The 24,664-nt window shown below is 71.7% G+C and carries 25 protein-coding genes; 7 read left to right on the plus strand and 18 right to left on the minus strand.

Features of this window, described 5'->3' with window-relative positions; genetic code table 11:
- Positions 1-168: 168 nt before the first annotated feature.
- The 10 genes from BU52_RS15505 to BU52_RS15550 form a co-directional block, all read right to left on the minus strand.
- A complete protein-coding gene (locus BU52_RS15505; RefSeq protein ID WP_037934128.1) occupies positions 169-810 on the minus strand; it encodes an NAD(P)H-binding protein in 642 nt (213 codons plus the stop codon).
- A gap of 166 nt (positions 811-976) precedes the next feature.
- Positions 977-1,957: an aldo/keto reductase gene (locus tag BU52_RS15510; RefSeq protein ID WP_037934132.1), complete on the minus strand. Its 981-nt coding sequence runs from the start codon at positions 1,955-1,957 to the stop codon at positions 977-979.
- A 49-nt stretch (positions 1,958-2,006) separates the two neighbouring features.
- A complete protein-coding gene (locus BU52_RS15515) occupies positions 2,007-2,435 on the minus strand; it encodes a MaoC family dehydratase (protein ID WP_037934135.1) in 429 nt (142 codons plus the stop codon).
- Positions 2,436-2,442: 7 nt separating this feature from the next.
- Complete coding sequence (locus BU52_RS15520) at positions 2,443-2,895, minus strand: MaoC family dehydratase N-terminal domain-containing protein (RefSeq protein WP_037934138.1); 453 nt, start codon at positions 2,893-2,895, stop codon at positions 2,443-2,445.
- Between the two features lie 20 nt (positions 2,896-2,915).
- Positions 2,916-3,989 (minus strand): hypothetical protein, encoded by a 1,074-nt coding sequence (locus BU52_RS15525; RefSeq protein ID WP_051858230.1) that lies wholly within the window; start codon positions 3,987-3,989, stop codon positions 2,916-2,918.
- A gap of 54 nt (positions 3,990-4,043) precedes the next feature.
- Positions 4,044-5,819 carry an acetyl/propionyl/methylcrotonyl-CoA carboxylase subunit alpha gene (locus BU52_RS15530; RefSeq protein ID WP_037934141.1) on the minus strand — a complete coding sequence of 592 codons (1,776 nt, stop codon included), beginning with the start codon at positions 5,817-5,819 and terminating at the stop codon, positions 4,044-4,046.
- A gap of 72 nt (positions 5,820-5,891) precedes the next feature.
- On the minus strand, positions 5,892-6,722 hold the full coding sequence (locus tag BU52_RS15535; RefSeq protein ID WP_157847875.1) for an AfsR/SARP family transcriptional regulator: 831 nt from the start codon (positions 6,720-6,722) through the stop codon (positions 5,892-5,894).
- 100 nt (positions 6,723-6,822) lie between these two features.
- Positions 6,823-7,656, minus strand: coding sequence for a 4'-phosphopantetheinyl transferase superfamily protein (locus BU52_RS32765; protein WP_051858234.1), 834 nt, complete (start codon positions 7,654-7,656; stop codon positions 6,823-6,825).
- Positions 7,657-7,800: 144 nt separating this feature from the next.
- On the minus strand, positions 7,801-9,399 hold the full coding sequence (locus tag BU52_RS15545; RefSeq protein ID WP_051858237.1) for an MFS transporter: 1,599 nt from the start codon (positions 9,397-9,399) through the stop codon (positions 7,801-7,803).
- 133 nt (positions 9,400-9,532) lie between these two features.
- The gene (locus tag BU52_RS15550) at positions 9,533-10,816 is read right to left on the minus strand and encodes an alpha/beta hydrolase (protein ID WP_235216342.1); all 1,284 of its coding nucleotides are present in this window, start codon (positions 10,814-10,816) and stop codon (positions 9,533-9,535) included.
- Between the two features lie 175 nt (positions 10,817-10,991).
- Here BU52_RS15550 and BU52_RS15555 point away from each other — a divergent pair, with 175 nt between their 5' ends.
- Positions 10,992-11,579: a TetR/AcrR family transcriptional regulator gene (locus tag BU52_RS15555; RefSeq protein WP_037934144.1), complete on the plus strand. Its 588-nt coding sequence runs from the start codon at positions 10,992-10,994 to the stop codon at positions 11,577-11,579.
- Between the two features lie 73 nt (positions 11,580-11,652).
- Here BU52_RS15555 and BU52_RS15560 read toward each other — a convergent pair whose 3' ends face one another.
- From BU52_RS15560 to BU52_RS15575, 4 genes are all read right to left on the minus strand, one after another.
- The gene (locus BU52_RS15560; protein WP_051858239.1) at positions 11,653-12,102 is read right to left on the minus strand and encodes an ester cyclase; all 450 of its coding nucleotides are present in this window, start codon (positions 12,100-12,102) and stop codon (positions 11,653-11,655) included.
- A gap of 284 nt (positions 12,103-12,386) precedes the next feature.
- Positions 12,387-13,091, minus strand: a complete 705-nt coding sequence (gene fabG, locus BU52_RS15565) for a 3-oxoacyl-ACP reductase FabG (RefSeq protein ID WP_037934147.1) — start codon at positions 13,089-13,091, stop codon at positions 12,387-12,389.
- Positions 13,092-13,103: 12 nt separating this feature from the next.
- Positions 13,104-13,769, minus strand: a complete 666-nt coding sequence (locus tag BU52_RS15570; RefSeq protein ID WP_051858240.1) for an HAD-IA family hydrolase — start codon at positions 13,767-13,769, stop codon at positions 13,104-13,106.
- Positions 13,766-14,779: a ScbA/BarX family gamma-butyrolactone biosynthesis protein gene (locus tag BU52_RS15575; protein ID WP_078903256.1), complete on the minus strand. Its 1,014-nt coding sequence runs from the start codon at positions 14,777-14,779 to the stop codon at positions 13,766-13,768. The genes BU52_RS15570 and BU52_RS15575 overlap by 4 nt, the downstream gene beginning before the upstream one ends.
- Positions 14,780-15,040: 261 nt before the next feature.
- Here BU52_RS15575 and BU52_RS15580 point away from each other — a divergent pair, with 261 nt between their 5' ends.
- Entirely contained in the window at positions 15,041-16,642 is a 1,602-nt protein-coding gene (locus tag BU52_RS15580) for an acyl-CoA carboxylase subunit beta (RefSeq protein ID WP_037934150.1), read from the plus strand.
- Positions 16,643-16,725: 83 nt separating this feature from the next.
- Positions 16,726-16,938, plus strand: a complete 213-nt coding sequence (locus BU52_RS33605; RefSeq protein ID WP_078903257.1) for an acyl-CoA carboxylase subunit epsilon — start codon at positions 16,726-16,728, stop codon at positions 16,936-16,938.
- Between the two features lie 142 nt (positions 16,939-17,080).
- On the opposite strand, the gene BU52_RS15585 is transcribed toward BU52_RS33605, so the two are convergent.
- Positions 17,081-18,121, minus strand: coding sequence for a ketoacyl-ACP synthase III family protein (locus BU52_RS15585; RefSeq protein WP_037934153.1), 1,041 nt, complete (start codon positions 18,119-18,121; stop codon positions 17,081-17,083).
- A 208-nt stretch (positions 18,122-18,329) separates the two neighbouring features.
- On the opposite strand from BU52_RS15585, the gene BU52_RS15590 reads away from it, so the two are divergent.
- From BU52_RS15590 to BU52_RS15600, 3 genes are read left to right on the plus strand one after another with little or no spacing between them, the layout of a single operon-like run.
- Entirely contained in the window at positions 18,330-18,608 is a 279-nt protein-coding gene (locus BU52_RS15590) for an acyl carrier protein (protein WP_051858245.1), read from the plus strand.
- A complete protein-coding gene (locus BU52_RS15595) occupies positions 18,601-19,824 on the plus strand; it encodes a beta-ketoacyl-[acyl-carrier-protein] synthase family protein (RefSeq protein ID WP_037934156.1) in 1,224 nt (407 codons plus the stop codon). The genes BU52_RS15590 and BU52_RS15595 overlap by 8 nt, the downstream gene beginning before the upstream one ends.
- Positions 19,821-20,972 carry a beta-ketoacyl synthase N-terminal-like domain-containing protein gene (locus BU52_RS15600; RefSeq protein WP_051858247.1) on the plus strand — a complete coding sequence of 384 codons (1,152 nt, stop codon included), beginning with the start codon at positions 19,821-19,823 and terminating at the stop codon, positions 20,970-20,972. Before BU52_RS15595 ends, BU52_RS15600 begins: the two co-directional genes overlap by 4 nt.
- Here BU52_RS15600 and BU52_RS15605 read toward each other — a convergent pair.
- Together BU52_RS15605 and BU52_RS32770 are read right to left on the minus strand one after the other, a co-directional pair.
- Positions 20,958-21,674 carry a response regulator gene (locus BU52_RS15605; protein ID WP_051858249.1) on the minus strand — a complete coding sequence of 239 codons (717 nt, stop codon included), beginning with the start codon at positions 21,672-21,674 and terminating at the stop codon, positions 20,958-20,960. The genes BU52_RS15600 and BU52_RS15605 overlap by 15 nt on opposite strands.
- Before the next feature lie 36 nt (positions 21,675-21,710).
- The gene (locus BU52_RS32770) at positions 21,711-22,907 is read right to left on the minus strand and encodes a sensor histidine kinase (protein ID WP_051858251.1); all 1,197 of its coding nucleotides are present in this window, start codon (positions 22,905-22,907) and stop codon (positions 21,711-21,713) included.
- A 301-nt stretch (positions 22,908-23,208) separates the two neighbouring features.
- On the opposite strand from BU52_RS32770, the gene BU52_RS15615 reads away from it, so the two are divergent.
- Positions 23,209-23,847: a TetR/AcrR family transcriptional regulator gene (locus BU52_RS15615; RefSeq protein ID WP_037934159.1), complete on the plus strand. Its 639-nt coding sequence runs from the start codon at positions 23,209-23,211 to the stop codon at positions 23,845-23,847.
- Positions 23,848-23,890: 43 nt separating this feature from the next.
- On the opposite strand, the gene BU52_RS15620 is transcribed toward BU52_RS15615, so the two are convergent.
- Positions 23,891-24,529, minus strand: a complete 639-nt coding sequence (locus tag BU52_RS15620; RefSeq protein WP_051858252.1) for a ScbR family autoregulator-binding transcription factor — start codon at positions 24,527-24,529, stop codon at positions 23,891-23,893.
- Positions 24,530-24,664 lie beyond the last annotated feature (135 nt).

Below are 24,664 nucleotides of genomic sequence, written 5' to 3' on the forward strand. Positions count from 1 at the left end.
GGCCGGGGTGGGCGCTCCCGCTTCGCCGGACCGCGCCTGGGGTGATCTGGAACGCCGGGCTCATCACCCAAGGTCGGGACCGGTTGCGCCCCGGGGAGCGACAGCGCTGCCGGCGTCGACACCTTGCGGGAGCTCACGATGTGGACACCGGGCAGGCCCGCTGATCGGTCAGGCGAGGGTCATCAGGGACTCCCTGACGGGGCGCCCTCCTCCGGAGACCTCGAAACACGTGTTGTGCGTCGTGGCGACGTCCAGCGAGGCGACGACGACGGCGGCGAGGTCCGCCCGGGCCAACGACCCTTCGGGCACCTGCTCGCCGACCGTGATCCGGCCGGTGGCGGCACCGTCGGTGAGCCACGGCGGGCGGATGACCGTCCAGGTCATGCCCGATGCCGCGAGATGCACGTCGGCCGCGCCCTTGGCCTGACCGGTGGCCCGCAGGTACCCCGGCAGTCGCGCGGGGTCGCCGCTGCCCATCATGGACACCTGGATCCACCGCTTCACACCTGCGGCTGCCGCCGCGTCGACGGCTGCGATGATGCCCTGCCGATCGATCAGGTCGGCCTGCCTCCTGCTCATGCTGCGGCTCGCGGCGGCGTTGACGACGATCTCGGTCGCGGCGAAGACCTCCGCGAACCGGTGGTCTGGGGCCGCCAGGTCGAGCGCGACGAGATCGACGCCGCCGACGGCCGACTTGGCCGCCTTCTCCGGTTTCCGTACGGCACCACGCACCGAGTGACCGAGACTGAGGAGTTGCTCGACGACCAGGCGGCCGGTGGCTCCCGAGGCGCCGAGGACGGTGATGGTCATGTCGTGGTCCTACCTTTCCAGGCATGGGGCTGATCTGGTCATGCGCAGGGTGCCGGCGGAGGTGGCCGTGCCCGGGATCCGGACCGGGCCCGACACCGGCGAACGCGTCACCGCTGCACGGTGATCGACACGGACGCCTCAGCGCAGCGGTGAGGGCGTTCGCGGGTCACAGGTTCAGCGTGGCCATCCGCGCCGCGTCGTAGCGCTCGCCGACGACGGCACCGGCGGGTATGGCCTCCGTCACGGCCCGGGCGAGTTCGTCGGTGAGGGGGACGTCGCACGCCCGCAGGTTCTCGTCGAGGTGACTGCGCCGCCTGGTTCCCGGGATCGGTACGACGTCGAGTCCCTGGTACAGCAGCCAGGCGAGGGCGAGCTGGGCGGGCGTGGCGTCCGCCGCGGCGGCGAGCTCGCGCAACCGCTCGACGAGGGCCCGGTTGGTGAGGAGGCTGCTCTCCTGGAAACGCGGCGCCAGCCGGCGGACGTCGCCCTCGGGGAACTGGCCGGTGCTCGTCACCGTGCCCGTGAGCAGGCCGCGCCCCATGGGGGCGTAGGCGACGAGTCCGATGCCCAGTTCCCGCAGGGTGGGCAGGTGCTCGTCCTCGATGCCGCGGCTGAAGAGGGAGTACTCGTACTGTCCCGCGGTGATCGGGTGGACTGCGTGGGCCCGCCGCACCGTTGCCGGTGCGGCTTCGGAGATGCCCAGGTGGCGCACCTTCCCCGCGGCCACGAGCTCGGACAGCGCGCCCCAGGTCTCCTCGATGGGGACCGTCGGGTCGATGCGGTGCTGGTAGTAGAGGTCGATGTGGTCGACGCCGAGGCGTCGGAGGGAAGCGTCGCAGGCCGACCGTACGTAGTCGGGACGGCCGTTGACACCCTTGAGGGTGCCGTCCGGCAGGCGCTCGACGCCGAACTTGGTGGCGAGTACGACCTCGTCCCGGCGGTCCGCGATCGCCCGGCCGACGAGCCGCTCGTTGGTGAACGGCCCGTACATGTCCGCGGTGTCGAGCAGAGTGACCCCCTGATCGAGGGCGTGCCTGATGGTGGCGACCGACTCGGCGTCGTCGCCGGGGCCGTAGAGATCGCTCATCCCCATGCAGCCCAGGCCGAGGGCCGGGACGGCGAGGGTGGACAGCCGGCGCTGGAGCATCGTTCTCCTGTGGGAGGGGAGTAGGGGTGGCGAGGGTGAGGAGCGGATGTCAGGCCAGCCGTACGACCGCCCGCGACATCCCCAGCACCTTCCGTCCGGCGCTGGTCGCGGTGAGGTCGACGCGAACCGTGTGGTCGTCGAGCTTGGCCGCGATCCTGCCGCTGACCTCGATGGTCGCGCCCTGGTCGTCGTTCGGGACGACGACGGGCCTGGTGAAGCGGACGCCGTACTCGACGACCGAACCCGGGTCGCCGGTCCAGTCCGTGACCACCCGGGCCACCTCGGCCATGGTGAACATGCCGTGCGCGATGACGTCCGGCAGTCCGACCTCCTTGGCGAACCTCTCGTCCCAGTGGATCGGGTTGAAGTCACCTGAGGCACCCGCGTACCGGACGAGAGTGGCACGGTTCACGCGGAAGGTCCGGGCAGGCAGCTCGGTGCCGACCTGGACGTCGTCGTATGCGATCTTCGCCGCCATGGGGTGATCACGCCTCCCCGGCCGCGCGGGCCACGAGCTTGGTCCAGCCGGTCACGACGTGCTCACCGGCCTCGTCGTGGACGTCGCCCCGGATGTCCAGGATGTCGTTGCCGGCCATCGACGTGACCGACTCGATGGTCGAGGTGACCGACAGGCGGTCGCCGGCCCGCACCGGGCGGTTGTAGGCGAACCTCTGGTCGCCGTGCACCACCCGGCTGTAGTCCAGGCCCAGCCGGGGGTCTTCGATGACCTCGCCCGCGGCCCGGTAGGTGATCGCGAACACGAAGGTCGGCGGGGCGATCACGTCCCGGTGGCCGAGCGCCTTGGCGGCCTCCGGGTCGGTGTACGCCGGGGTCGGGTCACCCACCGCCTCCGCGAACTCACGGATTTTCTCCCGGCCCACCTCGTAGGGCTCGGTGGGCGGATAGCTCCGCCCCACGAAGGACTGGTCGAGCGCCATGGCCCGCACCTCCCGATGTGTCAGTAGCGGCGGAGGACGAAGCCGTCCCTGGTCTCCGTGCCGCCGCTCCGGAAAAGGACGTCGACGTTGCTGCTGAGGACGTAGTCACCGGACGGCGTGAGAGCCATCGTCGTGGGCGCCGCCTCGGGGGATGCCTGTTCGCTCACCACGCGGGCGCTCTTCCAGCCGTCGTCCGAGCGAAGCCTGAACAGGGCGTCGACGCCGTCGGAACGGATCGTGTTGGTCGCCGCGTAGAGGGTGCCGTCGGCGCCGAGCGCCATGCCGTCGGTGCCGGGGATGCGGCGGTCCAGCTTGATCTCCGTCACGTCGCCGGGAGCGCGCAGCGGGATCCGGAAGAGCCGGCCGGTGTCGTAGCGGACGGTGATGAGGAAGCCGGCCGGGTGGTAGACGATGCCGTTGACGCCGACGTTGGGCATGCCGGCGGAGTCGTAACCGGCGTCGATCTTCTCGTCGTAGGCGAAGGTCGACGCGGTGCCGGACTTGGTCACCTTGAAGATCTTGCCAGTGAAGGAGTCGGTGACGTAGGCGTTGCCCGCCGGGTCGAGGACGAGGTCGTTGGCCAGGTGAAGGCCCGGCGACCGGCTGAGGTCGACGCGCTTCTTCAGGGCACCGGTGGTCAGGTCGAAGATGGCCACACCGGCGTAGCGGCCGCGTGTCTGCGGGCTGGATCCAACGCTGAGCAGGGCGTTCGGCCCGGCGTAGACATCGCCGTAGGTCGCCAGGAGGCGGTTGCGGGCCGGGTCGACCCGGATGCCGCCGGTCGCGATCAGGCTGGGGTCGTCGACAAGGGTGCGTGGTATGCCGTCGGCGCCCACGACGGAGATCGTCCCGTAGCGCAGGGACCCGATCAGGAACGCGTTCCTGGTCGGGTCCCAGGCGAAGCCCTCGGGGTGGATCGCGTGACCGGTGCCCTGGATCGTCTCCGGAAGAGCGGTCACCGGCGCTGTGCTCCGGGACGGCCGGGGCTCGACGGACTGGGCCGCCGGGGTGAGGGACAGGACCAGGGCCGCCGCGACGGCGAGAACGCCCGAGGCGGTGCCGGACGCACGCCAACGGCGATGGGTGGCAAGCATGTTGGCTCCTTGACAGAGGTGAGGAAGAGGTGAGGCGGAGGACGGGAGCGTGGGTCAGCCTCTGATCTCGCAGATGGCGGCGCCGGAGGTGAGGGAGGCGCCGGCCTCGACGGACAGGGCCGTGATGGTGCCGGACTTGTGGGCGCTGAGGGGCTGCTCCATCTTCATGGCCTCCAGGACGACGACGAGGTCGCCTTCCTGGACCGCCTGGCCCTCTTCGACGGCGATCTTGACAATCGTGCCCTGCATGGGCGAGGCGAGCGTGTCGCCTGAGGCGACGGGACCGGACTTCTTCGCTGTGCGGCGCTTGGGCTTGGCACCGGCGGCGAGGCCGGCGCGGGCGAGCGACATGCCCAGGGAGGAGGGCAGGGAGACCTCCAGGCGCCTGCCGCCGACCTCGACGACGACCGTCTCGCGGTCGGCCTCCTCGTCGGCCTCGGAGGTGTCGGCGGGGGCGGCGAAAGGCTCGATGTCGTTGACGAACTCGGTCTCGATCCAGCGGGTGTGGACCGTGAACGGCTTGCCGGAGCCGGCCAGCTCCGGCGCGAACCCCGGGTCGGTGACCACCTTGCGGTGGAACGGGACCGCCGTGGCCATGCCCTCCACCTGGAACTCCTCCAGCGCACGGGCGGCCCGCTCCAGCGCCTCCTTGCGAGTGCGGCCGGTGACGATCAGCTTCGCCAGCAGCGAGTCCCACGCCGGACCGATCACCGAGCCGGACTCGACACCCGCGTCCAGCCGCACACCGGGACCGGACGGCGGTACGAACGTCGTCACGGTGCCGGGGGCCGGGAGGAAGCCCCGTCCTGGGTCCTCGCCGTTGATGCGGAACTCGAAGGAGTGGCCGCGCAGCACCGGGTCGTCGTAGCCGAGTTCCTCGCCGTCGGCGATACGGAACATCTCGCGGACCAGGTCGATGCCGGCGACCTCCTCGGTGACGGGGTGTTCGACCTGGAGGCGGGTGTTGACCTCGAGGAAGGAGATCGTGCCGTCCAGGCCGACCAGGAACTCCACCGTTCCCGCACCGACGTAGCCGGCCTCCTTCAGGATCGCCTTGGACGACCGGTAGAGCTCGGCGACCTGCTCGTCGGACAGGAACGGCGCGGGGGCCTCCTCGACCAGCTTCTGGTGGCGGCGCTGCAGCGAGCAGTCACGGGTGGAGACGACGATCACCTTGCCGTGCTGGTCGGCCAGGCACTGCGTCTCCACATGGCGGGGCTTGTCGAGGTAACGCTCGACGAAGCATTCACCGCGCCCGAAGGCGGCCACCGCCTCACGCACCGCCGAGTCGTACAGCTCCGGCACCTCTTCCCGGGTCCTCACCACCTTCAGGCCGCGTCCGCCGCCGCCGAAGGCGGCCTTGATGGCGATCGGCAGGCCGTGCTCCTCGGCGAAGGCGGCGACCTCGTCGGCCCCGCAGACGGGGGCGGAAGTGCCGGCGACGAGGGGGGCTCCGGCGCGCCGGGCGATGCGGCGGGCGGCGACCTTGTCGCCGAGGTCGCGGATGGCCTGCGGCGGGGGGCCGATCCAGACCAGGCCGGCGTCGAGCACGGCCTGGGCGAACTCGGCGTTCTCCGACAAGAAGCCGTAGCCGGGGTGGATGGCGTCCGCGTCGGACTCCTTGGCGGCCTTCAGGACCTTCCCGATGTCGAGGTAGCTGGTGGCGGGGGTGTCACCGCCCAGGGCGAACGCCTCGTCCGCGGCGCGGACATGCGACGCGTCCCGGTCCGGGTCGGCGTAGACGGCCACGCTCGCGATACCGGCGTCCCGGCAGGCCCGGGCAACGCGGACAGCGATTTCGCCACGGTTGGCGATGAGCACCTTGCGCACGTTTCCCTCCTCGGTCAGAACTGGACTTCCACGGACATTTCATGGGTGAATGCCATACGTATGCGGCGCTTTTCAGGAGGCGTTCGGAAGTTGTCCGACAGCCGCCCCCCACCGCCAGTTGTGCGGATGCCGGAGCATACTTTCATCGCCGCCGGACAGAATCACCTGCTGTATCTGCTGCACGGCACGGGACGGATCCAGGCCGAGTTCTTCCTGAAGTATTCCGCGGAGTTCCTGGTAGGCGTGCAGGGCATCTCCGCGGCGGCCACTCAGATAAAGGGCGGTGATGAGCTGGCCGTGCAGCCACTCATTGAGCGGATGGCGGACGACGAGGCTTCTGAGTTCCGCCGCAAGCCCGCCGTGCCGGCCGAGCCGCATGTCCGCCTCGATCCGCTGCTGCAGGACTCTCATGTGCATCTCCTGGAGATGCTGCACGTGCTGCATCAGCACGGGACCGCAGGTCACGTCGGTCAATACGCCGCCGCTCCACAGCTCCAGCGCCCGGGACAGCACTCGGGACGCCTCGCAGACGTCTCCGGCGTGCAGCAGGGACTCCCCCTTCCGGGCCAGTCGGAGAAACGTCTCTGCGTCGACTTGCTCGGGTACCGCGCGCAGGACGTAGCCCGCGGACCACGTGTCGATCAGGTGGGCCCCGGCGACCCTGTCGGTCTCCTGGGCGAGGATTTTCCGGAGGTGGTAGACATGGGTGCGCACCGTGGACAGCGCGGTCTTCGGGGGGTTCTTCCCCCACAGTTCGTCGACCAGAATTCTGTGAGGCACGACCGATCCGGCCCGAAGAACCATGAGGGAAAGCAGTTGACGGACCTTCGGGCCGCGCGGAATAGAGCTCTTCTCGTTGTCGACTCGTATTTCCAGAGGCCCCAGAACATTGAACTTCAGCACAGATCCCCCCGCTGGACTCGCATTGCTTTACGGGCACCAACGGAATGCAATCCTTCCATCCGGTGAAGGGAGTCTGCAAGAAATTGATCCTAAGGTTGATCTAGAGCACATCGAATGATGCGACCGAGGCTTCCCCGCCCGGTCGGCCGCCCTCGGAGAGCACCGCCACCGAGGTCATGACGTGGTTGTCGGGCAGCAGCCGCACCCAGCCGAGGAGTCGGCAGCCTGCAGGCAGAAGGCCACGGGCGAGGTGGGCGTGGAGCCGGCCCTCGGCGACCCGCAACTCGACGTCGTGGAAGACGGGTGCGGGCGCGTCGAGCGCGGACAGGGCCTTGTAGACGGCCTCTTTGGCGGAGAACACGACGGACAGCCGGCTCTCCGGGCGGCGCGCCTGCCGTACCCACTCGTGCTCGTGCGGTGTGCACACCAGTCGTGCCGCGTCCCGGCCGAGGCGATCGGTGCGCTCCAGGTCGGTGCCGGTCGCGATCACCCGGGGATGGACGCTGACGAATGACACGCCCACGTGCCCCACGCAGTGGCTGATGGAGCCGCGCACCCCCGCCGGGAACACGGGCCGTCGCCCGTTCCGCAGGACCGGCCCGCCGACCCCCAGCGCACGCAACGCCAGGGCCGCCGCTGCCCGGCCCGCGACGAAGTCGGGCCGCCGGGCCGGCCGCAGAGCGTCTGCCAGCCGCCGCTCCTCGGGATGCAGAGACACCGGCACCCGGGACTCGTCGAGCCGGCACAACGCCAGGGCCGTCGCCGGGAGCGGCCCGAGCAGGAGGGTGTCGGCGAGGCTGGAGGCGGTGGTGCCGGTACGGGCGCCGGTGGTCGGCGGGGAGGGCCCGTCGGGAACGGCGGACACCCGCGGCCCGGCGGGTTCGGCCGTGGCCGCCCGGGGGCGCAGGCCGGGGTGGTGGGTGATGAGGGTCATGGCTGCTCCTGTGGGCGCGGGGCAGGCAGCCGGCGGGCGCCCGGTGTCGTGTACCGGGGCCCGCCGGCGAGGAGGTCACCTCCCGCCGTCCGTGGACCGGCCGCCGGGACGCGGACTTCGTGGGGACCTTCGGGCCGGCGCGGCTCAGAGCGTCGCGTCGGCGGACTCCCGCGGCGTGCTCCGGTCGGCCGGCTCGGCGGAGTCCGCCGGCGCCCCGGCCGCCGGACGGTCGGTGAGGATGAGATGCAGAACGATCGCGCCGGCCAGGCAGATGACGACGGTGCCCCAGAGCACGACCTGGAAGCCGTGCGTGTAGCCCTGGCCGAGGAAGTCGGTGAGGGCGTCGCGGCTCGCGGCCGGAGCCTTGTCGACCACGGCGTCGAGGTTGCCGCTGGAGACGCTGTCGGTGACGCTGCGGGCCGTGAGGTCCGTGCCCTGGGTGTAGCGGCCCAGACCGTCGGCGATGCGCTGCTGGACCAGGGACATGAGGGCCGCGACCATGCCGGCGACTGCGACCGCCTCGGTGGCCAGGCGAATGGTGTTGAACATGCCGCTCGCCATGCCGACCTTGGTCGGCGGGACGGTGCTCACCGCGGCGCCGTCCATCAGGCCGTAGATGAGGCCGATGCCGATGCCGACCAGCAGCAGCGGCCCGGTGAGCCCGAGCAGGCCGATGCCGGGGTGGACCGTGGTCAGCCAGGCCAGTCCGGCGGCGACGAGGACGAGGCTGCCGCTGAGGATGGGCCGCATCGAGACACCCGCCTGCACCAGGCGCCCGGAGACCAGCGGGAAGGCCAGCACCGGGGCGGTCAGCAGCAGCATCGTCAGGCCGGCCGCGCTGTCGGTGAGTCCGTTGGCGCCGACCAGATACGAGGGCAACAGCACCATCAGGCCGACGAAGCCGAAGGAGACGGCGGTCGCGAGCAGGTTGACCGCCATGAACCGCGGTTCGGCGAACAGGGAGAGGTCGAACATCGGGAACCGCTGGCGGCGTTCGACCAGGACGAACCCGACCAGCAGCAGCACACAGCCGGCGAACAGGCCCAGCACCTGGACGCTGCCCCAGCCCCAGGCCGGGCCCTGGATGACGCCGAGGGTGAAACAGAACAGGGCGAGGGTGAAGGTCACGGTGCCGGCCCAGTCCACGGAGTGGGCTTCGGGGTCCTTGGACTCCTGCACCAGCTTCAGTCCGAACATGGACGCCAAGGCGATGGCGAACTGCACCCAGAAGATGGCGCGCCAGCCCAGCCCGGAGACGAGCAGGCCGGAGCTGGTCGGGCCGATGGCGAGACCGGCGCCGATGGTGACGCCGACGAACGCGAACGCCTTGGTGCGGGCGGCGCCGTGGAACATGTTCGCCATGACCGACACTCCGGCGGTCATCATGGCGGCGGCGGCCACACCGGCCACGGCGCGGGCGACGTTCAGCAGCAGGACGTCGGTGGCGAGCGCGCCGATCAGGGCGGAGACGCCGTACGTCCCGACGCCGAAGGAGAACACCCGCTTGCGGCCGACACGGTCGGCGATCGACCCCGCGGCCATCATGAAGCTGGCTGCGGTGATGTTGTAGGCGTTGACGACCCAGTTCAGGGACGCCGCGCCGGCGTCGAGATCGCGGCCCATCGCGGGGAGCGCGACCGGTGCGCTGCTGAGGCCGTAGGGGACGATGAACACGGCCAGACACAGGGCGAAGATGGTGAGGCCCGCGCGGGGCGGCGCCTCGGGGTGGGCGGCGGCAGCCATCGAAGCTCTCCTTGGTCTCGGGTGCCGTAAGGGGCGGCTGGGGACGGTCGGGGAAGGGGCGGCAGGGGGACGGGGGTGGACCCCTGCCGCCCCGGTTCTGTGGGGGCGCTCTGCCCGGCGCGGGCGACCGCCGTCAGTTCGCGCGTCGGGGCAGTCCGCGCAGGAACTGCGAGAGGGTCTGCAGGAAGCGGTTGTCCTCCCACTTGGCGTAGACGACGTCCTGGTGGGTGAGCGCCGGGTCGCAGAAGAGGGACAGCTCGGGGATGCGACTGGCGGCGGTGACGGCCGCCGCGGCCTGCCCGGTGGTGCCGTTGGTCAGACCGGACTGGAAGGTGTAGAGCGGGACGTCGATGGCCTCGGCGTGGGCCAGGCGCAGGCCGAGCAGGCGGCTGAGCTCGGTCTCCTTGAAGTCGATGGCCGCGACGAGGTCGAGCATCACGCGGTTGAGGGTGTACCAGAGCCAGGCGCCGGGGCGGGGGCCGGCGAACGCCTCGGCGACCGTGTGCAGCCGGGTGGGGCCGCCGTCGACCCATGAGCCGCTGTCGTCCAGGTGGCCCGCCTGGACCGAGTACGACGGGTGCGCGTGCGCGGCGTCCACGAGTCGCCCGAACAGGCCGGCGTTGGTCAGCTTGCCGTCGGTGCGGAACGCCTCGGGGACGCGGTCGGCGAGCACCGCCGGGCCGTCGGGGTCGGCCAGGGCGTGCCGGGCGGCGAGCTGGAACCAGACGGCCGCCGACTCCGGGCGGGTGCCCAGGCCGGTGGTGGTGCTGGTGAAGTCCTCGAACACGGCGCCGGACTCGATCGCGGCGAGCCAGCCCTTGGCGGCCTCCACGGGCAGGTCGAACTCCATGCCGGCGCCCGCGTAGGCGTTGAGGACACCGCCGTCGACGACGGCCAGTCCGGCCAGGTCGCGGTAGCCGGGGGTGCCGTCGAAGTCCCACGCGGCGTACAGCAGGGCCTCGCTGCCGCCGACGGACACACCGCCGAGGACCACGTCGCGCCGGCCGCCGTCGGCGGCGGCGAGGACCACCCGGCGCAGGTCCTCCAGGAGGACCTCGAGGCCCCACTGGGCGGCGAAGGCCGACGCGGCCGGGTCCTGCACCCGGTAGTGGCCGCCCAGGTAGTACTCGGTGGCCTGCTCGGGGGTGTCCGCGAAGCCGGAGAGGTCGGCGAGATTCTGCTCGCGACGGTCCACGGCCCATACCTGCAGGTCGTCCGCGGCGCTCGCCAGGGCTCGCGCCGTGTGCCGGAACACCCCGGCGCCGCCCTCACGGCCGCCGAGCAGGACCAGCACGCGGCGGGCGTCCCGACGGCCGACCTTGAGCACGCCGACCTGCTGCAGCTCGGCCGGGCCCGCGGCCTGGACGCCCTGCACGTAGTCGTACGCCTCGATCCAGTCCTTGTGCTCCTGCGACATGCCGATCCACTCCTCGATAGTTACAGATCTCCGCTGAACTGCAACATCAACGTATCAGAGAAACGGCTAAGTGCAACACCAGCGATGCAACTAGACCTTGTCGTGCAACTTTGGTGTCACCTAAACTGGAGTACGAAGTGGTACGACCCATCCGCGACCGAGAGGCGGCCACGACGTGACCGAGACGACGACGAGAGACAGGCCGCTGCGTGCCGATGCCGAACGGACCGTGCGGACGATCCTGGAAGTGGCCGAGCGAGTGCTCGGCGAGGACCCCACCGCGAGCCTTGCCCAGATCGCCGCCGCCGCCGGCGTCGCCCGCACCACGCTGCACCGCCGATTCGCCTCCCGCGAGGCACTGATCGACGCGATGGCGGTGCACGCCTTCCGGCAGGTCGAGGAGGCCATCGACGTCGGCCGCCCGGAGACGGCACCGCCGCTCGTTGCGCTGCACCAGATCACCGCCAACGTGATCCAGGTCAAGAGCGGCTGGCGTTACACCGTCGGTCAGCCGCAGCTGCGCGACCCGGAGGCCGTCGCCGCACACGAGCGCATCTTCACCAAGGGCCATCTCCTGCTCGACCGGGCCCAGCAGGCCGGGCTGTTGCGCCCCGACGCGGACCTCGAGTGGGCCCGGCGGGTGTACCACGCCCTGATCGAGCAGGCCATCCAGGTCCAGGCCGAGACCGCCACCGACCCGGACACGCTGGCGGCCGCGGTGGTCGACACGCTGCTCAACGGGCTGGGTCCCGAACGCTCCTGACATCGCGCCGGACAGCACGGAAGGGCGGCATCCGCGATGCGGATGCCGCCCTTCCGGTGCGGTGATGTCCGGATCAGGCCGCGGGCGCGGGCTTCGGTGCCCCCGTCAGCGGCTTGTCCCATGCGCCGAGCTGGCGGAAGAGCTCCAGGTCGTCCCGCACGGCCCAGTGCTGCACGACCTTGCCGTCGGCGACCCGGTAGACGTGCAGGTGCTGGACGCGTACCTCCTTGCCCGTGGCGGGGACGCCCATGAACTCGGCGACCTGACGGCCCGAGAAGACCAGGCGGATCAGGGCCTTGTCGCCCTTGGCGAAGGCGTCGACGACCTCCCAGCGGGCGTTCTCCCAGACGCTGCGCATCCAGTGGGCCGTGCGGATGTAGGCCTCCGCGCCGACCGGCGAGCCCTCCGGGGCCTCGTAGTCGACGAAGTCCTCGGAGACCAGGCGTCGGGCGACCTCCTCGTCGCCGTCGTTGAAGATCTTGCCCATCTCCAGGGCGACGTTCAGCACTTCCTCGTCCGTCATGACGGTTTCCTCTCATGTCTCGCGCGCTGCGCGCACTGCACGCGCCGGTCACGCTTCGTGGCTGTTCAGGAGGGATGTGGGGGGGAGGGACCGTGGGGGTTAGGGGACCCGTGGAGGGCTAGAGACCCGTGGGGGGCTAGGGAACCCGTGGGGGTTAGGGGACCCGTGGGGATTAGGGGAGCCGTGAGGGGCTAGGGACCCGTGGGGGAGTTGGGCGGCCGTGGGAGTCAGGAGGCCCGTGGGAGTCAGGAGGCCCGGGGGAAGAAGCCGTCGGGGCCTGTGTCTCACTGCCCCATGCCGATGCCACCGCCGACCGGGAGCGCCGCCCCGGTGACATAGGCGGCGCCGTCGCCGGCGAGGAAGGTGACGACGTCGGCGACCTCCTGTGGGGTGCCGGTGCGGCGCAGCGGTGTCTGGCTCAGCAGTTGGGCGCGCCGCTTGTCGGTGACGGCCTGGATCATCTCGGTCTCGATGAGCCCGGGCGTGACCATGTTGACGGTGATGTTCCGCGAGCCCAGTTCCCAGGCGAGCGACCGGGTCAGGCCGAGCATGCCGGACTTGGACGCGGCGTAGTTGGACTGCCCGGGCGAACCGAGGAAGCCCATGATCGACGAGATGAAGACGATGCGCCCCCACTTGGCGCTGATCATGGAGCGGGACACCAGGCGGGCCATGCGGAAGGAGCCGACGAGGTTGGTGCCGATGACATCCTCGAAGTCCTCCTCGCGCATCGTGGGGGCCAGCGCGTCGCGGGTGATGCCGGCGTTGGCCACCAGAACGCCGACCGGCCCGTACTGCGCCTCGACCTCGTTCACGGCGCGCCGCGCCGCCTCGGGGTCGCGCACGTCGCAGCGCACGCCGAACAGCCCCTCGGGGGCCTCCCCGCTGCGGTGGGTGATCGCGACCTTGTCGCCGTTCTCGGCGAAGCTGCGCGCGATGGTCAGGCCGATCCCCCGGTTGCCTCCGGTGACCAGAACGGTGCGTGACATGAGCCCTCCTGTTCAGGCGGCCGCCGGGCCCATGCCGGCCGGGCGGGCGAGGCGGCGGGCCAGTGCGGCCGCCGCGGTGTCGGTGTCGGTGAAGTGGACGGCCTGCCAGCCGGCGGCCTCGGCCCCGATGCAGTTGGCCTCGATGTCGTCGACAAGGACGCACTCCTCGGGGGCGGCCCCCGCCATCTCGGCGGCCGCCTCGAAGATCCCGCGGTGCGGCTTGCGAACGCCGACCTGGAAGGACAGAGCGAGCCCGTCGAAGAGCCCGTCGGGCGGTACCATGCGCCGCCAGTGCCGGTCCCAGGCGGGCGGCATGTTGGACAGCAGGCCGACGAACACCCCCTGGTCGTGCAGGGTGCGGAGATGGTTCAGCCAGGCGTGGTTGGTTTCGCGTCCCTCGAACCAGCGGTCACCGAATCCGGTCAGATCGGCGTCCACGCCGAGTTCGCGCAGCCGGCCGTTCATCCGGACGGCCCACTCCTCCTCACTGAGCATGGGGGTGTCCAGCGGCGCCATCAGGTCACCGCCGTACGGCTCCGCCACCGCGGCCATGGCCGTCCGGAAGGCGTCCGCGGGGATGCCGGTCCGGCGGCAGAAGGTCTCCAGGTCGTCCGGGATCGGCGGGGTGAGTACTCCCCCGAAGTCCGTCCACACCGCGCGTGCGGGCGGCCGGGTCACGACGCCGGCCCCTCCGCCGCAAGGGCGCCGGAGTGCGCCGGGACGAAGTCCAGGGTGATACGGCCTGCTTCGGCGCCGTCCTGCTCGAAGACGACCACGCAGCCGGTGCGGCCGTCGGCCGCCGCGCCCGCCGGCGCCAGACGGGCCGTGGCCACCAGGGGCGAGTCCAGCTCGGCGAACCGGGTGAAGTCCGCGGTGCAGCCGGTCACGCTCGCATCGGTCGGAACGCCCGCGAGGTGGCCGAGCTGACGCGCGGCCTCGGTCAGCACCATGGCCGGGATGTGGTCGTAGGTGTGGTCGAACAGGCTCTTGTTCTCGAACAGCGGCTCCACCTGTGCGGAGACCGCGTCGCCCAGGTGGATGGGCTCGCCGAGCACCACGTTGGCGGGGTTGCGGCGGCCCACGTCGGCCGTGTCGGCCGGGCGGCTGCGCAGGACGTCCAGCAGGTCGGTGGTGAGCGGCGGGGTGGACCGGCGCTGCAGGAAGCGCAGTTTCCCGTAGTCGGCGCTGTTCGCCGTGCCGACGTCGATGCGGGTACGCGCCGCCTCGCGGCCGGCGATGCGCAGGGCGACCGAGGAACTCACGCCCCTCAGACGGCCGTTGCGCCCTGTCACCGGGGTGACGGCGCCCGCCAGTTCCAGCTCCCCGGGCCGGTCCCCCGGCGTGAGGGCCTGCGGGTCCTCGATCCTGATGGACCAGTTGTTGACCAGGAAGGTGGTGTCCCGGGAGATGCCCAGCTGGCTGTGCGAGGCGGCGACGCCCGCCTGACGCGCGGCCTCCAGCAGCAGCAGGAAGTCGTAGGTCACCGGTTCGCGCACGTGGTCGCTGAAATAGGGGTGGCCGATGGGCAGTTGTGCACCCGCCAGGAAGTCCTCGGGCCCGGTCCGCACGAGGTCGGTGACCAGCACTTCCGAGACCGACGCCCGGTGCACCAGTGTGCGGTCGATGGTGCGGGCGAAGGTCAGGGCGGGGGCCGGTTCCGGCCCGGCCGTTGTCATGGACGTTGTCATTCGCGAAGAACTCCTTGTCCGGTGCCGCTTCCGGCGGATTCAAGAAAGGCGCTACGGCCCCGGATCGGGCCTGACCCCCATGATTCCGAGCGGCCATAGAAGTACCGTGAAAAGCGCATGAAGAACGCCGCGGGAAGCAGTTCTCGACCACCCTCGACCGCCTTTTAGTCAACTTTCATGACGGCCTCACATTCTGTTGGGAAATATCTTGGGAGCCGTTTTCCGTCCGCTCCGCCGTCCACCGCAAGGGAGTGCGTTTCGATGACCGCTTTGGATGACCGTCCCCTCGCCCCGCCGGCCCCTCCGTCCGGTCCGGACCTCCTGGGGAGCACCGCCGAGCTGCTGCGCCTCAGGCAGGCGGTGCGCGGCGGCCCGGGCGCGGGTGCGACGGAGGCCCAGCGCGCACGCGGCAAGCTGACCGTGCGCGAGCGGCTTGGACTGTTGTTCGACGAGGGCACGTTCACCGAGATCGAGGGGTTGCGCCGGCACCGGGCCAGCGGCTTCGGCCTGGAGGACCGCCGCCCGCACACCGACGGGGTGGTCACCGGCTGGGGCCGGGTGCACGGGCGTACGGTCTTCGTCTACGCCCATGACTTCCGCATCTTCGGCGGCTCGCTGGGCGAGTCCCACGCCGAGAAGATCCATAAGATCATGGACATGGCCGACGCGGCCGGTGCGCCGCTGGTGAGCCTCAACGACGGGGCCGGCGCCCGTATCCAGGAGGGCGTCAGCGCGCTCGCCGGGTACGGCGGGATCTTCCGCCGCAACGTGCGCGCCTCCGGCGTGATCCCGCAGATCAGTGTGATGCTCGGCCCGTGCGCCGGCGGCGCGACCTACTCCCCGGCGCTGACCGACTTCGTGTTCATGGTGCGTGGGATCTCCCAGATGTTCATCACCGGCCCGGACGTGGTCGAGGCCGTGACGGGCGAGAAGGTGAGCCACGAGCAGCTCGGCGGCGCCGACCTGCACGCCGCGGTCTCGGGTGCGGCCGCCTTCGCCTACGACGACGAGGAGTCCTGCCTGGAGGACGTGCGCTACCTGCTGTCGCTGCTGCCGTCCAACAACCGCGAGCTGCCGCCGGCCGCCGCGCCCGCCTCCCGGCTGGACACACTGGACGAGGAACTCCTGCACCTGGTGCCGGCAGACCCCAACCAGCCGTACGACATGGGCGAGGTGATCGCGCGCCTGGTGGACGACGCGGAGTTCCTGGAGGTCCACGAGCGATGGGCGCCGAACCTGCTGTGCGCGCTGGCCCGCATCGACGGGCAGACCGTCGGCCTGGTGGCGAACCAACCCCGGCACCTGGCCGGGGTGCTCGACATCGAGGCCTCACAGAAGGGTGCCGCGTTCATCCAGACCTGCGACGCCTTCAACATCCCCCTGGTGAGCCTGGTGGACGTGCCCGGCTTCCTGCCCGGCACCGCCCAGGAACACGGCGGCATCATCCGCCACGGCGCGAAGCTGCTCTACGCCTACTGCAACGCCACCGTCCCGCGGGTCCAGGTCATCCTGCGCAAGGCGTACGGCGGCGCCTACATCGTCATGGACTCACGCTCCATCGGCTGCGACCTCGCGTACGCCTGGCCGACGAACGAGATCGCCGTGATGGGGGCCGAGGGCGCGGTCAACGTCATCCACCGGCGGGCCGTCGCAGCAGCCGAGGACCCGGAGGCCACCCGGCGGGAGCTGACACAGGACTACCGGGAGACGCTGATGCACCCGTACTACGCGGCGGAACGGGGCCTGGTCGATGACGTGATCGACCCGCGCACCACCCGCTCGGTCATCGCGGAGGCGCTGCGCGTACTGCGCACCAAGCAGGAGCAGCTGGTGCCCCGCAAGCACGGCAACCCGCCGATGTGACGGCCGGAACCGGAAGGACCCGACAGGCACCGGAGGCAGCGGACCGGAGTGATTCCGGAACCACAGGAAGCGAGGCATCCACCATGGACACGGCACCCAGCGCCCCACCCGCCCTGCGCGTAGTTCGAGGCGAGCCCACCCCCGACGAGCTGGCCGCGCTCACCGCCGTCGTACTGGCACGAGGCGCCGCCGGGCCGCCCCCGGCCGCCCCGGTCACCGCCCCCGCACCGGCCCCGGGCTGGCTCCGGCCGAGCCGCCACCATCCGGCGCGGGCCTGGCGGACGTTTCCGCGGTGAGCGGTGTCCGTGCCGGGCGGCGGCCGGCCCCGCCCCGGTGGTGACCCTGCGGTTCACCCGTGCGGTGGTTCAGCATGCCGGCCGGGGCCGCACCGGCGCCCTCCACGGGCTCGGTGCGGCCCCGGCCGCACGTCGTCAGGGTTCAGCGGGCCGTGGGAGCCTCGACCACCGCGCAGGACCAGGTGAAGCCGGCGCCCGCATTGAGCAGCAGGCCGATGTCACCGGGGCCGAGCGCGCAACGGCGCAGTACCTCGTACAGCCCCGCGGGCAGGTCTCCTGTGCCCAGGTGCCCGGTGTCGCTGCCCCAGTCCACGGGCCGGGCGGCGACGAGCTCGTGCAGCGTCGGGATCCACGCGCTCTGCAGCGTCTTGAGCCCGAGCCGGGGCAGCAGGACGAACCGGATGCGCGGGTCGTCCGCGGCGAGGCCGGCGTCCCGCATCGCTCCCTGGACCACGCACCGGATCATCTCGCGGTTGACCTTCTTGAAGGGGGCGACCCCGTGGTCGCGCAGGTAGGCCCGCTTGGTGCGGCGCATGTCGACGACGGGCGAGTTCTCCCGGGGCAGCCGCGCGAAGTGGTCCGAGCCCCGGTGCATGGCCTCCAGATGCGGGGCGGCCGCGGTGTGCAGCGCCCGGAACAGCAGTGGGTCGCTCGCGTCGGCCGGCTGCCTGAGCAGCACCGCGGTGGCCGCGTCCCCGTAGGCGGCGCCGTAGTCGCTGCGCCACCGGTCGAATCCGGGCGCGGTGAAGCGGTCGGCGGTGGTGACCAGGGCGTGCCGGGAGCCCTCGGCCAGTGAGAGCCGGGCGACGGCCAGTTCCAGGGCCGCCGCGCCGCCGTTGCAGATCTGCTGGATCCCGACCGGCACGGTCTCGTGCGCACCGATCTGGTGGGCGATGTAGTGCGCCGGCGACCACAGGTCGTGGCCCTGGTAGTGCATCCACGCATGCAGCAGGAGCGACACGTCGGCGGCCGCCACACCGCTGCCTCGGAGCACCTGCCGGGCGGCCAGCACGGCCATCTCGGGCGGGGAGACGTCGTCGGCGACCGGCAGCCGAGGGTGGCCCAGGTCCCGCGCCACGTTCCCCTCGACGCGCTGCTCGGCGACGGCGCTGTGCGCGCAGTCCCTTTTCGGCGGCAGCCACAGGGCCGCCGCGGCGATGCCCACCGGCACGGTCGTTCTCATGGCAGGAGCCCCCTCAGATTCCGACGACACTCATATTGTTTCCAGCGAAAATGGAATGCACGTAAAACCGACGTCAAAGGAGGGCGGGATTCAACGAATGAGGGTTCTCCACGGCGCTGCGGATATGGCAGCATGAATTCGCCAATCACATTACCGTCCGCAATTTTCCGGGGCGGGCAGGATCCACAGACTGAAGGGAAACACGAACATGTCGGACAACCTGGGCAAGGAACTCTCCCCCGAGCTGCGCACCCGCGTCCGGGGGATCGTTGCGGATGTGCTGGAGGTCTCCGCCGACGAGGTCGGCGAACAGCACAGCTTCGTCGAGGACTTCGACGCCGACTCCCTGCTGATCATCGAGATGTTCTCCCGCTTCGAGAAGCAGCTGGGCATCGAGATACCCCAGGAGGAGCTGGTCGACCTCGACAACCTCGGCACCGCCTACGAGCTGATCGCACGCCACACGACCGCCGTCGCGCATGTCTGAGCTCGCGCCGCGCCGCGTCGCGGTCACCGGCCTCGGCGCGGTGAGCAGCATCGGCATCGGCATCGAGGCGTTCACCGCGGCCGTCCGCGAGGGCCGCGACGGCGTCACCGACATCCAGTCGTTCGACAGCACCGGCTTCCGGCACACCCGGGCGGGCGAGGTGCACGACTTCCGGCCGCGGGACCACCTGGAGCGGTTACCGGCCGAGAAGTGGGGCCGCAGCAGCCAGTTCGCCGCCGCGGCCGCCCGGCTGGCCGTGCGCGACGCGGGCTGGGACGCCGACGGTCTGTCGGCGTCCCGAGCGGGCAGCGCCATGGGCACGACCAACGGGGAGGCACGCGTCTTCCAGGAACTGACCGAGCAGTGGATGGCGCAGGGCATCGACGGGATCGACGGGGATCTCGCCGCCCGCGCCTCCGCGGACCGCATCGCGGCCGCCGTCAACACCGAACTGGGCCTGCGCGGCGAGGCGCAGACCTTCGGCACCGCCTGCTCGGCGAGCAACTACGCCATCGGATACGGGTTCGACCTCATCCGCGGGGGCGCGGCTGACGTCATGATCGCCGGCGGTGCCGACGCGGTGAACCGCGCCACCCACGCGGGCTTCCACCGCCTCGGCGCCATCGCCCCCGACCTGTGCCGCCCGTTCGACGAGGACCGGGGCGGCATCATGACCGCGGAGGGCGGCGCGGCCCTCGTCCTGGAGTCGTGGGACAGCGCCGTCTCACGCGGGGCACGCATCTACGCAGAGGTACTGGGATATGGCCTGACCTGTGACGCCAAGCACCCGACCCAGCCGGACCGGGACGGCATCGCCGAGTGCATCCGCCGGGCGCACCGCGACGCCGGGGTCGAACCGGACGAGATCGACTACGTCTGCGCCCACGGTACGGGCACGGCCGCCAATGACTCCACCGAGGTCGCGGCGGTGCGCGAGGTGTTCGGCGACCGGATACCGCCGATCAGCTCCATCAAGTCGATGCTCGGCCACACCATGGGAGCCGCCAGCGGCTTCGGCGCACTGGCCTGCTGCATGGCCCTGTACGAAGGGTTCCTGCCGCCGACGGCGACGGTCCGCTCGGTGGATCCGGCGCTCGGCCCGGACCTGGACTGCGTGCCGGGCCGGGCACGCCCCGCCCGGCCGAGGATCGTCGAGAACCACGGATTCGCCTTCGGCGGCAACAACGCCATCGTGATGCTGGGGAGGCCCGCATGAGCGGAACCACCGAGTCCACCGCCGTACGGATCACGGGCTACGGGGTGATCAGCGCGGCCGGTGCCGGCGGGAAGGTCCTGTACGAGGCCGTGCGCTCGGGCACGCTGCCGCCGGGTGACGGCGGCGCCCAGGCTCTGGACGGACAGCCGGCGCCGCCGGGCGTGCGGCTGCTGTCGGTGCCGGACTTCGCGCCCCGGGAGTACCTCGGACGCAAGGGGCTGAGCGCCCTCAGCCGCACCACCACGCTCAGCATGGTGGCGGCGGAGCTGGCACTGGCCGGCCTGCCGGAGCCCGGCGGGCCCGAGGAGCGTGCCGACACCGGCGTGGTCCTCGGCACCAGCACGGGCAGTGCCCGGGCCTTCGCGGAGTTCTTCCGCGAGAGCTACGAGGCGGAGCGTCCGTACCTGGTGAGCCCGGCCCTGTTCCCGGGGCTGCTGCTGAACCACGGGGCGAGCCAGGTGGCCATGCGGCACTCCTTCACGGGCCCGAACGCCTCGCTGGCCGGCGGGCAGATCTCCGCCCTGTCCGCGCTGCGCTACGCCCGCAACGCGCTGCTGACAGGCCGGGCCGCCCGGCTGCTGACGGGAGCTGTGGAGGAGCTCGGCGCGCACACGGCCTGGGCCTGGCACCGCGGTGGCGCCCTGGGCGAGCGGCCGGCGCTCGGCGAGGGAAGTGCCGTCTTCGTCGTGGAGACGGCGGGCGGCGGCACCGGGCCGGCCGCGGGCCGGTCACTGGCCGAACTGACCGCCTGCGAGGTGGCCTTCAGTCCGCTGGACGAGGGACCGGACGCGGTGGCGGCGGCGCTCGCCCGTTGTGTCGAGGACGCGCTGCGGGTCGGTGGCGCCGAGCCGGGTGACATCGGCGTCGTCTCGGCCGGGGCGAGCAGCGGCCCCGGCTGGAGCGCGGTGGAGGCCCGTGGCCGTCGCCGGGCGCTGGCCGGGCACACGCCCGAGGTACTGCGGGTGCAGGAGGTGCTCGGGGAGACCTACAGCGCCAGTGGCGCCCTGCAGTTGGCCGCGCTGATCGCGCACTGGGAGGACGGTGCGTCCCGGTCCGACGGCCGTGCCGACTGGGGCCTGGTCACCTCCGTCGGCCACGACGGATCGGTGGGCGCGGCCCTGCTGCGCCGGCCGTCAGCCGCCGGGTGAGCGACGCAGGGGGCGCGCGCCGGTCGCCGGGGAGGGCCGTCTCCCCGGCGACCGGCGCGGCGCCACGGCATGGACGTCCGGAGAGGGGATCAGCGACGCCCGCACCGCCTTGTTGACGGCGTCCAGCCGGGACACCGCGCCCAGCTTCCGGAAGACGCTGTTCAAATGGCGTTTGACCGTTCCCTCCGTGATGCCGAGCCGGTCGGCGATCTGCCGGTTGCTCATCGCCGCCGCCGCGCCGACCAGGACCTGGTGCTCCCTCCGCGACAGCGGTTCCTCGAGCGGTACGTGGTCCGCCGTGACCGCCGGGACCAGCACGGTCGTGTGCCGGGGCTCGGTGAGCGCGCGGGAGAGGGTCGTGAGCAGTGCCTCCCGGCCGATGCCCTTGTGCAGAAAGCCACGGGCCCCGGCCGCCAGCATCTCCTCCACGAGGTAGGGGTGCGCATGGGCGGACAGGCACAGGACGCGGGTCCCCGGAGAGACAGCGATGATCTCGCGCACCGTGCCCGCACCGTGGCTGCCGGGCATCTGGAAGTCGAGCAGCAGCAGATCGGGCTGCTCGGCGGCCGCGCACCGGACGGCCTGGGCGGCGTCGGCGGCGTGTCCCACCACCGCCAGGGCGGGTTGGGCGTTCAGCAGGTCGGCGAGGGTCTCCCGGAACAGGGCGTGGTCGTCGGCGAGAACGATGGTGGTGGGAGGCATGAGGAATCTCCGGGTCGGCGGCGGGGACCGGTGCGGTCACGGCCGTGGGTCGAGCGGAAGATGCAGTTCCGTACGGGTGCCCTTGCCGGGTGTGCTCGTGATCCGCAGCCGGCCACCGAGGTCCTCGACCCGCTCCCGGACGGAGTCCAGACCGTGCCCGGTCCGCGGGTCGCCCAGGACGCGCGGTACGACGAATCCCACGCCGTCGTCCTCGACCCGGGCGTACACCCACCGCCGGGTGGTGCGGACGGTCACCTCGATGTGCGCGGCTTTCCCGTGCGCGAAGCAGTTGCGCAGTGTCTCGCGCAGGACGAGGAGCAGTTCGCGGCGGCAGCGTTCCGGCGCGAGACTCTCGTCGCCGACGACGTGGACGGCGACGTCCGCGCGCGGCGCCAGGTCGGCCAGGAAGGCGTCGAGAGCGCTGCGCAGAGGCGGCGTTCGCGTGCTGCGGCGCAGGCCGGCGATGATGCCGCGGTTCTCCTCCACCGCCTCGTCCAGGGCCCTCCTGGCCACCGCCAGGTGGGTGGCGGCACCGGTCGGGTCGTCCTGGCCGAGCTCGACGCGGTGCAGGGCCACGGCCAGCGCGCTGCCGAGTTCGTCGTGGAGCCGGCGGGCCAGCCGGCGGGACTCACTCCAGCCGCCGTCGCCGCGCCAGAAGGCCGCTCCGGTGGCCCTCAGCACATCCGCGAGCGCCTGGACGGCCGCCAGTGCGCGCGACGCCGCCGTGTCACCGGGCTCGGGGGCGCCTTCCATCACCTCCAGCAGCGCACACTCGTACAACAGGCCCGTCGCGGCCACGAGGTGGTGGGGTGCGACCTCGGTGGCGGGCGGCAGGAACGGGCGTACGCGACCGGAGAGGGTGTCGCTCCGCCCGGCGTGCATCAGCACGCGCCGTGCGAAGGCGACGAGCGCCGAGACCAGGGCGGGCCGTTCCCGGTCGCGCGGCGGCAGCACCGCCGGCAGGGCGAGCCGGAACCGGTACAGGGTTCCCTCCCGTTCGGCCTCCGTCAGCGTGGGCAGCGGCTCGGCCCGGCACCGGGCGGATGCGGATGCGGCCGTGGCCGGCGGTGCGGTGCGGGGTCCGGCCGCGGGCCGCGGCATCGGCGGCCGGACGTCCCCCGTTCGCCGCCTTGTGCGCATCAGCCCCTCGTGCAGGGCCTTGGCGAAGAAGGCTCCCGCGGCGGCCGGCAGTTGCCCCTCCGGCGGACGTATCGGCGTTGTCGGGTTGTCCATCGGACTCCTCACGCTCGGATACCAGACCGGCAGACAGTAACAAACAGACTTGTCTGTTTGTCAATCATCCTCCCGATCCCACCTGGGACGCATCCATGGGCTACCACCAGGCATCACCCTCCGCCACCAGGGATCGACACCCTCCCCGCACGCGGGCATGACGAATCCTCGCCCCGCAAAAACAGACAGACTTGTATGGAGGACGCTCCGGTGATTGACTGGGCTTTCCTCCCCGCGGGCGACGACGCCCGCCGCAGCGGACCGCCCGCCCCCTCTCACGAGGAAGGACACGCATCCCCCGATGCAGAAGCGAGCTGAGCAGACCCGCCAGGCCATCGTCCGCGCCACCGCCGAACTGATCGGCGACGGCGGCCCGGGCGCGGCCGGGCTGGTCGACATCTGCCGTGGCGCGGGGGTGAGCAGGGGAGCCCTCTACCACCACTTCGCCACGAAGGAGGCCGTGGTGGTCGCCGTGCACGACGAGGCGCGCCGGGAGACCACCACGCTCATCGACGCGGCCTTCGGCGACGCACTGAGCGGCCCGCTCGAGACGGCCGCCTTCACCGCGCTGTCCCGCTTCGGCTCCGCGCTCGGCCGGGCCCTGGGCGGCGATCTCACCGTGCGGGCCGGTCTGCAGCTGGATCCCGACGGCTCCGCGGACCCCGCCCGTCTGCTGCGCCAGGAGGTGCTGCACGCGGTCCGCCGCAGGGTGAGTGGACTGCTGCCGCCCGCCGCCCCGGGTACCCCCGGGCCCGAGGGGCAGGACCTCGCCGACCTCGCCGTGGTGGTCGTGGCCGGCCTGGAGTCGCTGGGACGTACGGACCCGGCCTGGTGGTCGCCCGGCACCTCCGACCGGATGTGGCGGGCGCTCCGTCCGCTCTTCACCCATCCGGCGGCCACCCCCGAGGACAGCGCCGCGCCGCGGGATCCCGGGGAATGACGGCAGGCGACGCCTCCGTTCGTCCCGGTGACCCTGCGCCCCCCTACTCCCGTGCCTCACCCGCCGCGCCCGCCTCCGGCGGCGGCAGCGTCGTCCGCAGCCGCGCGAGCAAGCCCGGCGTGGCGATGCCCGGCAGCAGCAGCCGCCACATCGTCGACACACGCTCCATCAGATCCTGGCGCCCGCAGTAGACCTGCGACATCAGCTGGACGCCGGTGAAGGCGCCCACGACGAACTGCGTGACCTCGTCCAGGTCCACGCCCGGCAGCGTCTCGCCCTGCCGCTCGGCCGCCCGGAGCAGGCCGAGGATGGCATCGGCCGCCTGCTGGTACGGCGTCCTGCCCGGGTGCGCGAAGGAGGACTGCTCGACGGTCAGCCGCACACTCGCCCGGAGCACCGGATCGGTCCGCAGCCGGCGGGCGTACTCCAGCGTGAGGTCCACCACCGCCTGCAGCTTCATCGGCTGCTCGGGGACCACCAGGGCCTCGCTCTGCGCCGCCACCAGGGCCGCGGCAATCGCCTCCTTGGAGGGGAAGTGGTGGTAGAGCGCGCCCCGCGTCAGCCCGCTGCGCGCCAGGATCTCCGTCGTGCTCGCCGCGTCGTAACCACGCTCGTCGAAGACGCTCGCGGCCGCCTCCAGGATCGAACGCCTCGACCTCTCACCACGAACCTGAACAGCCATCCCAGCCCTCGAATTCTCGTGAACGTCGTGTTTCCTTTGGAAAACCGAACCGACCTGTCTGTATCTTAGAGGCGAGCAAGGTGAACTTGACCAGCGCAGGGGGGGCTCGCGCCGGAGCGGTCGTCCGCCCTGCCC

The sequence above is a fragment of the Streptomyces toyocaensis genome (assembly GCF_000725125.1).
GTDB lineage: Bacteria > Actinomycetota > Actinomycetes > Streptomycetales > Streptomycetaceae > Streptomyces > Streptomyces toyocaensis.

What these genes read in the sequence shown, in the direction of transcription:
- BU52_RS15605 (WP_051858249.1), bottom strand. Translation starts at nt 21,674, where the DNA reads ATGCCTCCCACCACCATCGTTCTCGCCGACGACCACGCCCTGTTCCGG.
- BU52_RS33605 (WP_078903257.1), top strand. Translation starts at nt 16,726, where the DNA reads ATGGACACGGCACCCAGCGCCCCACCCGCCCTGCGCGTAGTTCGAGGC.
- BU52_RS15575 (WP_078903256.1), bottom strand. Translation starts at nt 14,779, where the DNA reads ATGACAACGTCCATGACAACGGCCGGGCCGGAACCGGCCCCCGCCCTG.
- BU52_RS15515 (WP_037934135.1), bottom strand. Translation starts at nt 2,435, where the DNA reads ATGGCGGCGAAGATCGCATACGACGACGTCCAGGTCGGCACCGAGCTG.
- BU52_RS15580 (WP_037934150.1), top strand. Translation starts at nt 15,041, where the DNA reads ATGACCGCTTTGGATGACCGTCCCCTCGCCCCGCCGGCCCCTCCGTCC.
- BU52_RS32770 (WP_051858251.1), bottom strand. Translation starts at nt 22,907, where the DNA reads ATGGACAACCCGACAACGCCGATACGTCCGCCGGAGGGGCAACTGCCG.
- fabG (WP_037934147.1), bottom strand. Translation starts at nt 13,091, where the DNA reads ATGTCACGCACCGTTCTGGTCACCGGAGGCAACCGGGGGATCGGCCTG.
- BU52_RS15620 (WP_051858252.1), bottom strand. Translation starts at nt 24,529, where the DNA reads ATGGCTGTTCAGGTTCGTGGTGAGAGGTCGAGGCGTTCGATCCTGGAG.
- BU52_RS15525 (WP_051858230.1), bottom strand. Translation starts at nt 3,989, where the DNA reads ATGCTTGCCACCCATCGCCGTTGGCGTGCGTCCGGCACCGCCTCGGGC.
- BU52_RS15520 (WP_037934138.1), bottom strand. Translation starts at nt 2,895, where the DNA reads ATGGCGCTCGACCAGTCCTTCGTGGGGCGGAGCTATCCGCCCACCGAG.
- BU52_RS15615 (WP_037934159.1), top strand. Translation starts at nt 23,209, where the DNA reads ATGCAGAAGCGAGCTGAGCAGACCCGCCAGGCCATCGTCCGCGCCACC.
- BU52_RS32765 (WP_051858234.1), bottom strand. Translation starts at nt 7,656, where the DNA reads ATGACCCTCATCACCCACCACCCCGGCCTGCGCCCCCGGGCGGCCACG.
- BU52_RS15505 (WP_037934128.1), bottom strand. Translation starts at nt 810, where the DNA reads ATGACCATCACCGTCCTCGGCGCCTCGGGAGCCACCGGCCGCCTGGTC.
- BU52_RS15545 (WP_051858237.1), bottom strand. Translation starts at nt 9,399, where the DNA reads ATGGCTGCCGCCGCCCACCCCGAGGCGCCGCCCCGCGCGGGCCTCACC.
- BU52_RS15595 (WP_037934156.1), top strand. Translation starts at nt 18,601, where the DNA reads ATGTCTGAGCTCGCGCCGCGCCGCGTCGCGGTCACCGGCCTCGGCGCG.
- BU52_RS15510 (WP_037934132.1), bottom strand. Translation starts at nt 1,957, where the DNA reads ATGCTCCAGCGCCGGCTGTCCACCCTCGCCGTCCCGGCCCTCGGCCTG.
- BU52_RS15590 (WP_051858245.1), top strand. Translation starts at nt 18,330, where the DNA reads ATGTCGGACAACCTGGGCAAGGAACTCTCCCCCGAGCTGCGCACCCGC.
- BU52_RS15550 (WP_235216342.1), bottom strand. Translation starts at nt 10,816, where the DNA reads ATGTCGCAGGAGCACAAGGACTGGATCGAGGCGTACGACTACGTGCAG.
- BU52_RS15585 (WP_037934153.1), bottom strand. Translation starts at nt 18,121, where the DNA reads ATGAGAACGACCGTGCCGGTGGGCATCGCCGCGGCGGCCCTGTGGCTG.
- BU52_RS15600 (WP_051858247.1), top strand. Translation starts at nt 19,821, where the DNA reads ATGAGCGGAACCACCGAGTCCACCGCCGTACGGATCACGGGCTACGGG.
- BU52_RS15560 (WP_051858239.1), bottom strand. Translation starts at nt 12,102, where the DNA reads ATGACGGACGAGGAAGTGCTGAACGTCGCCCTGGAGATGGGCAAGATC.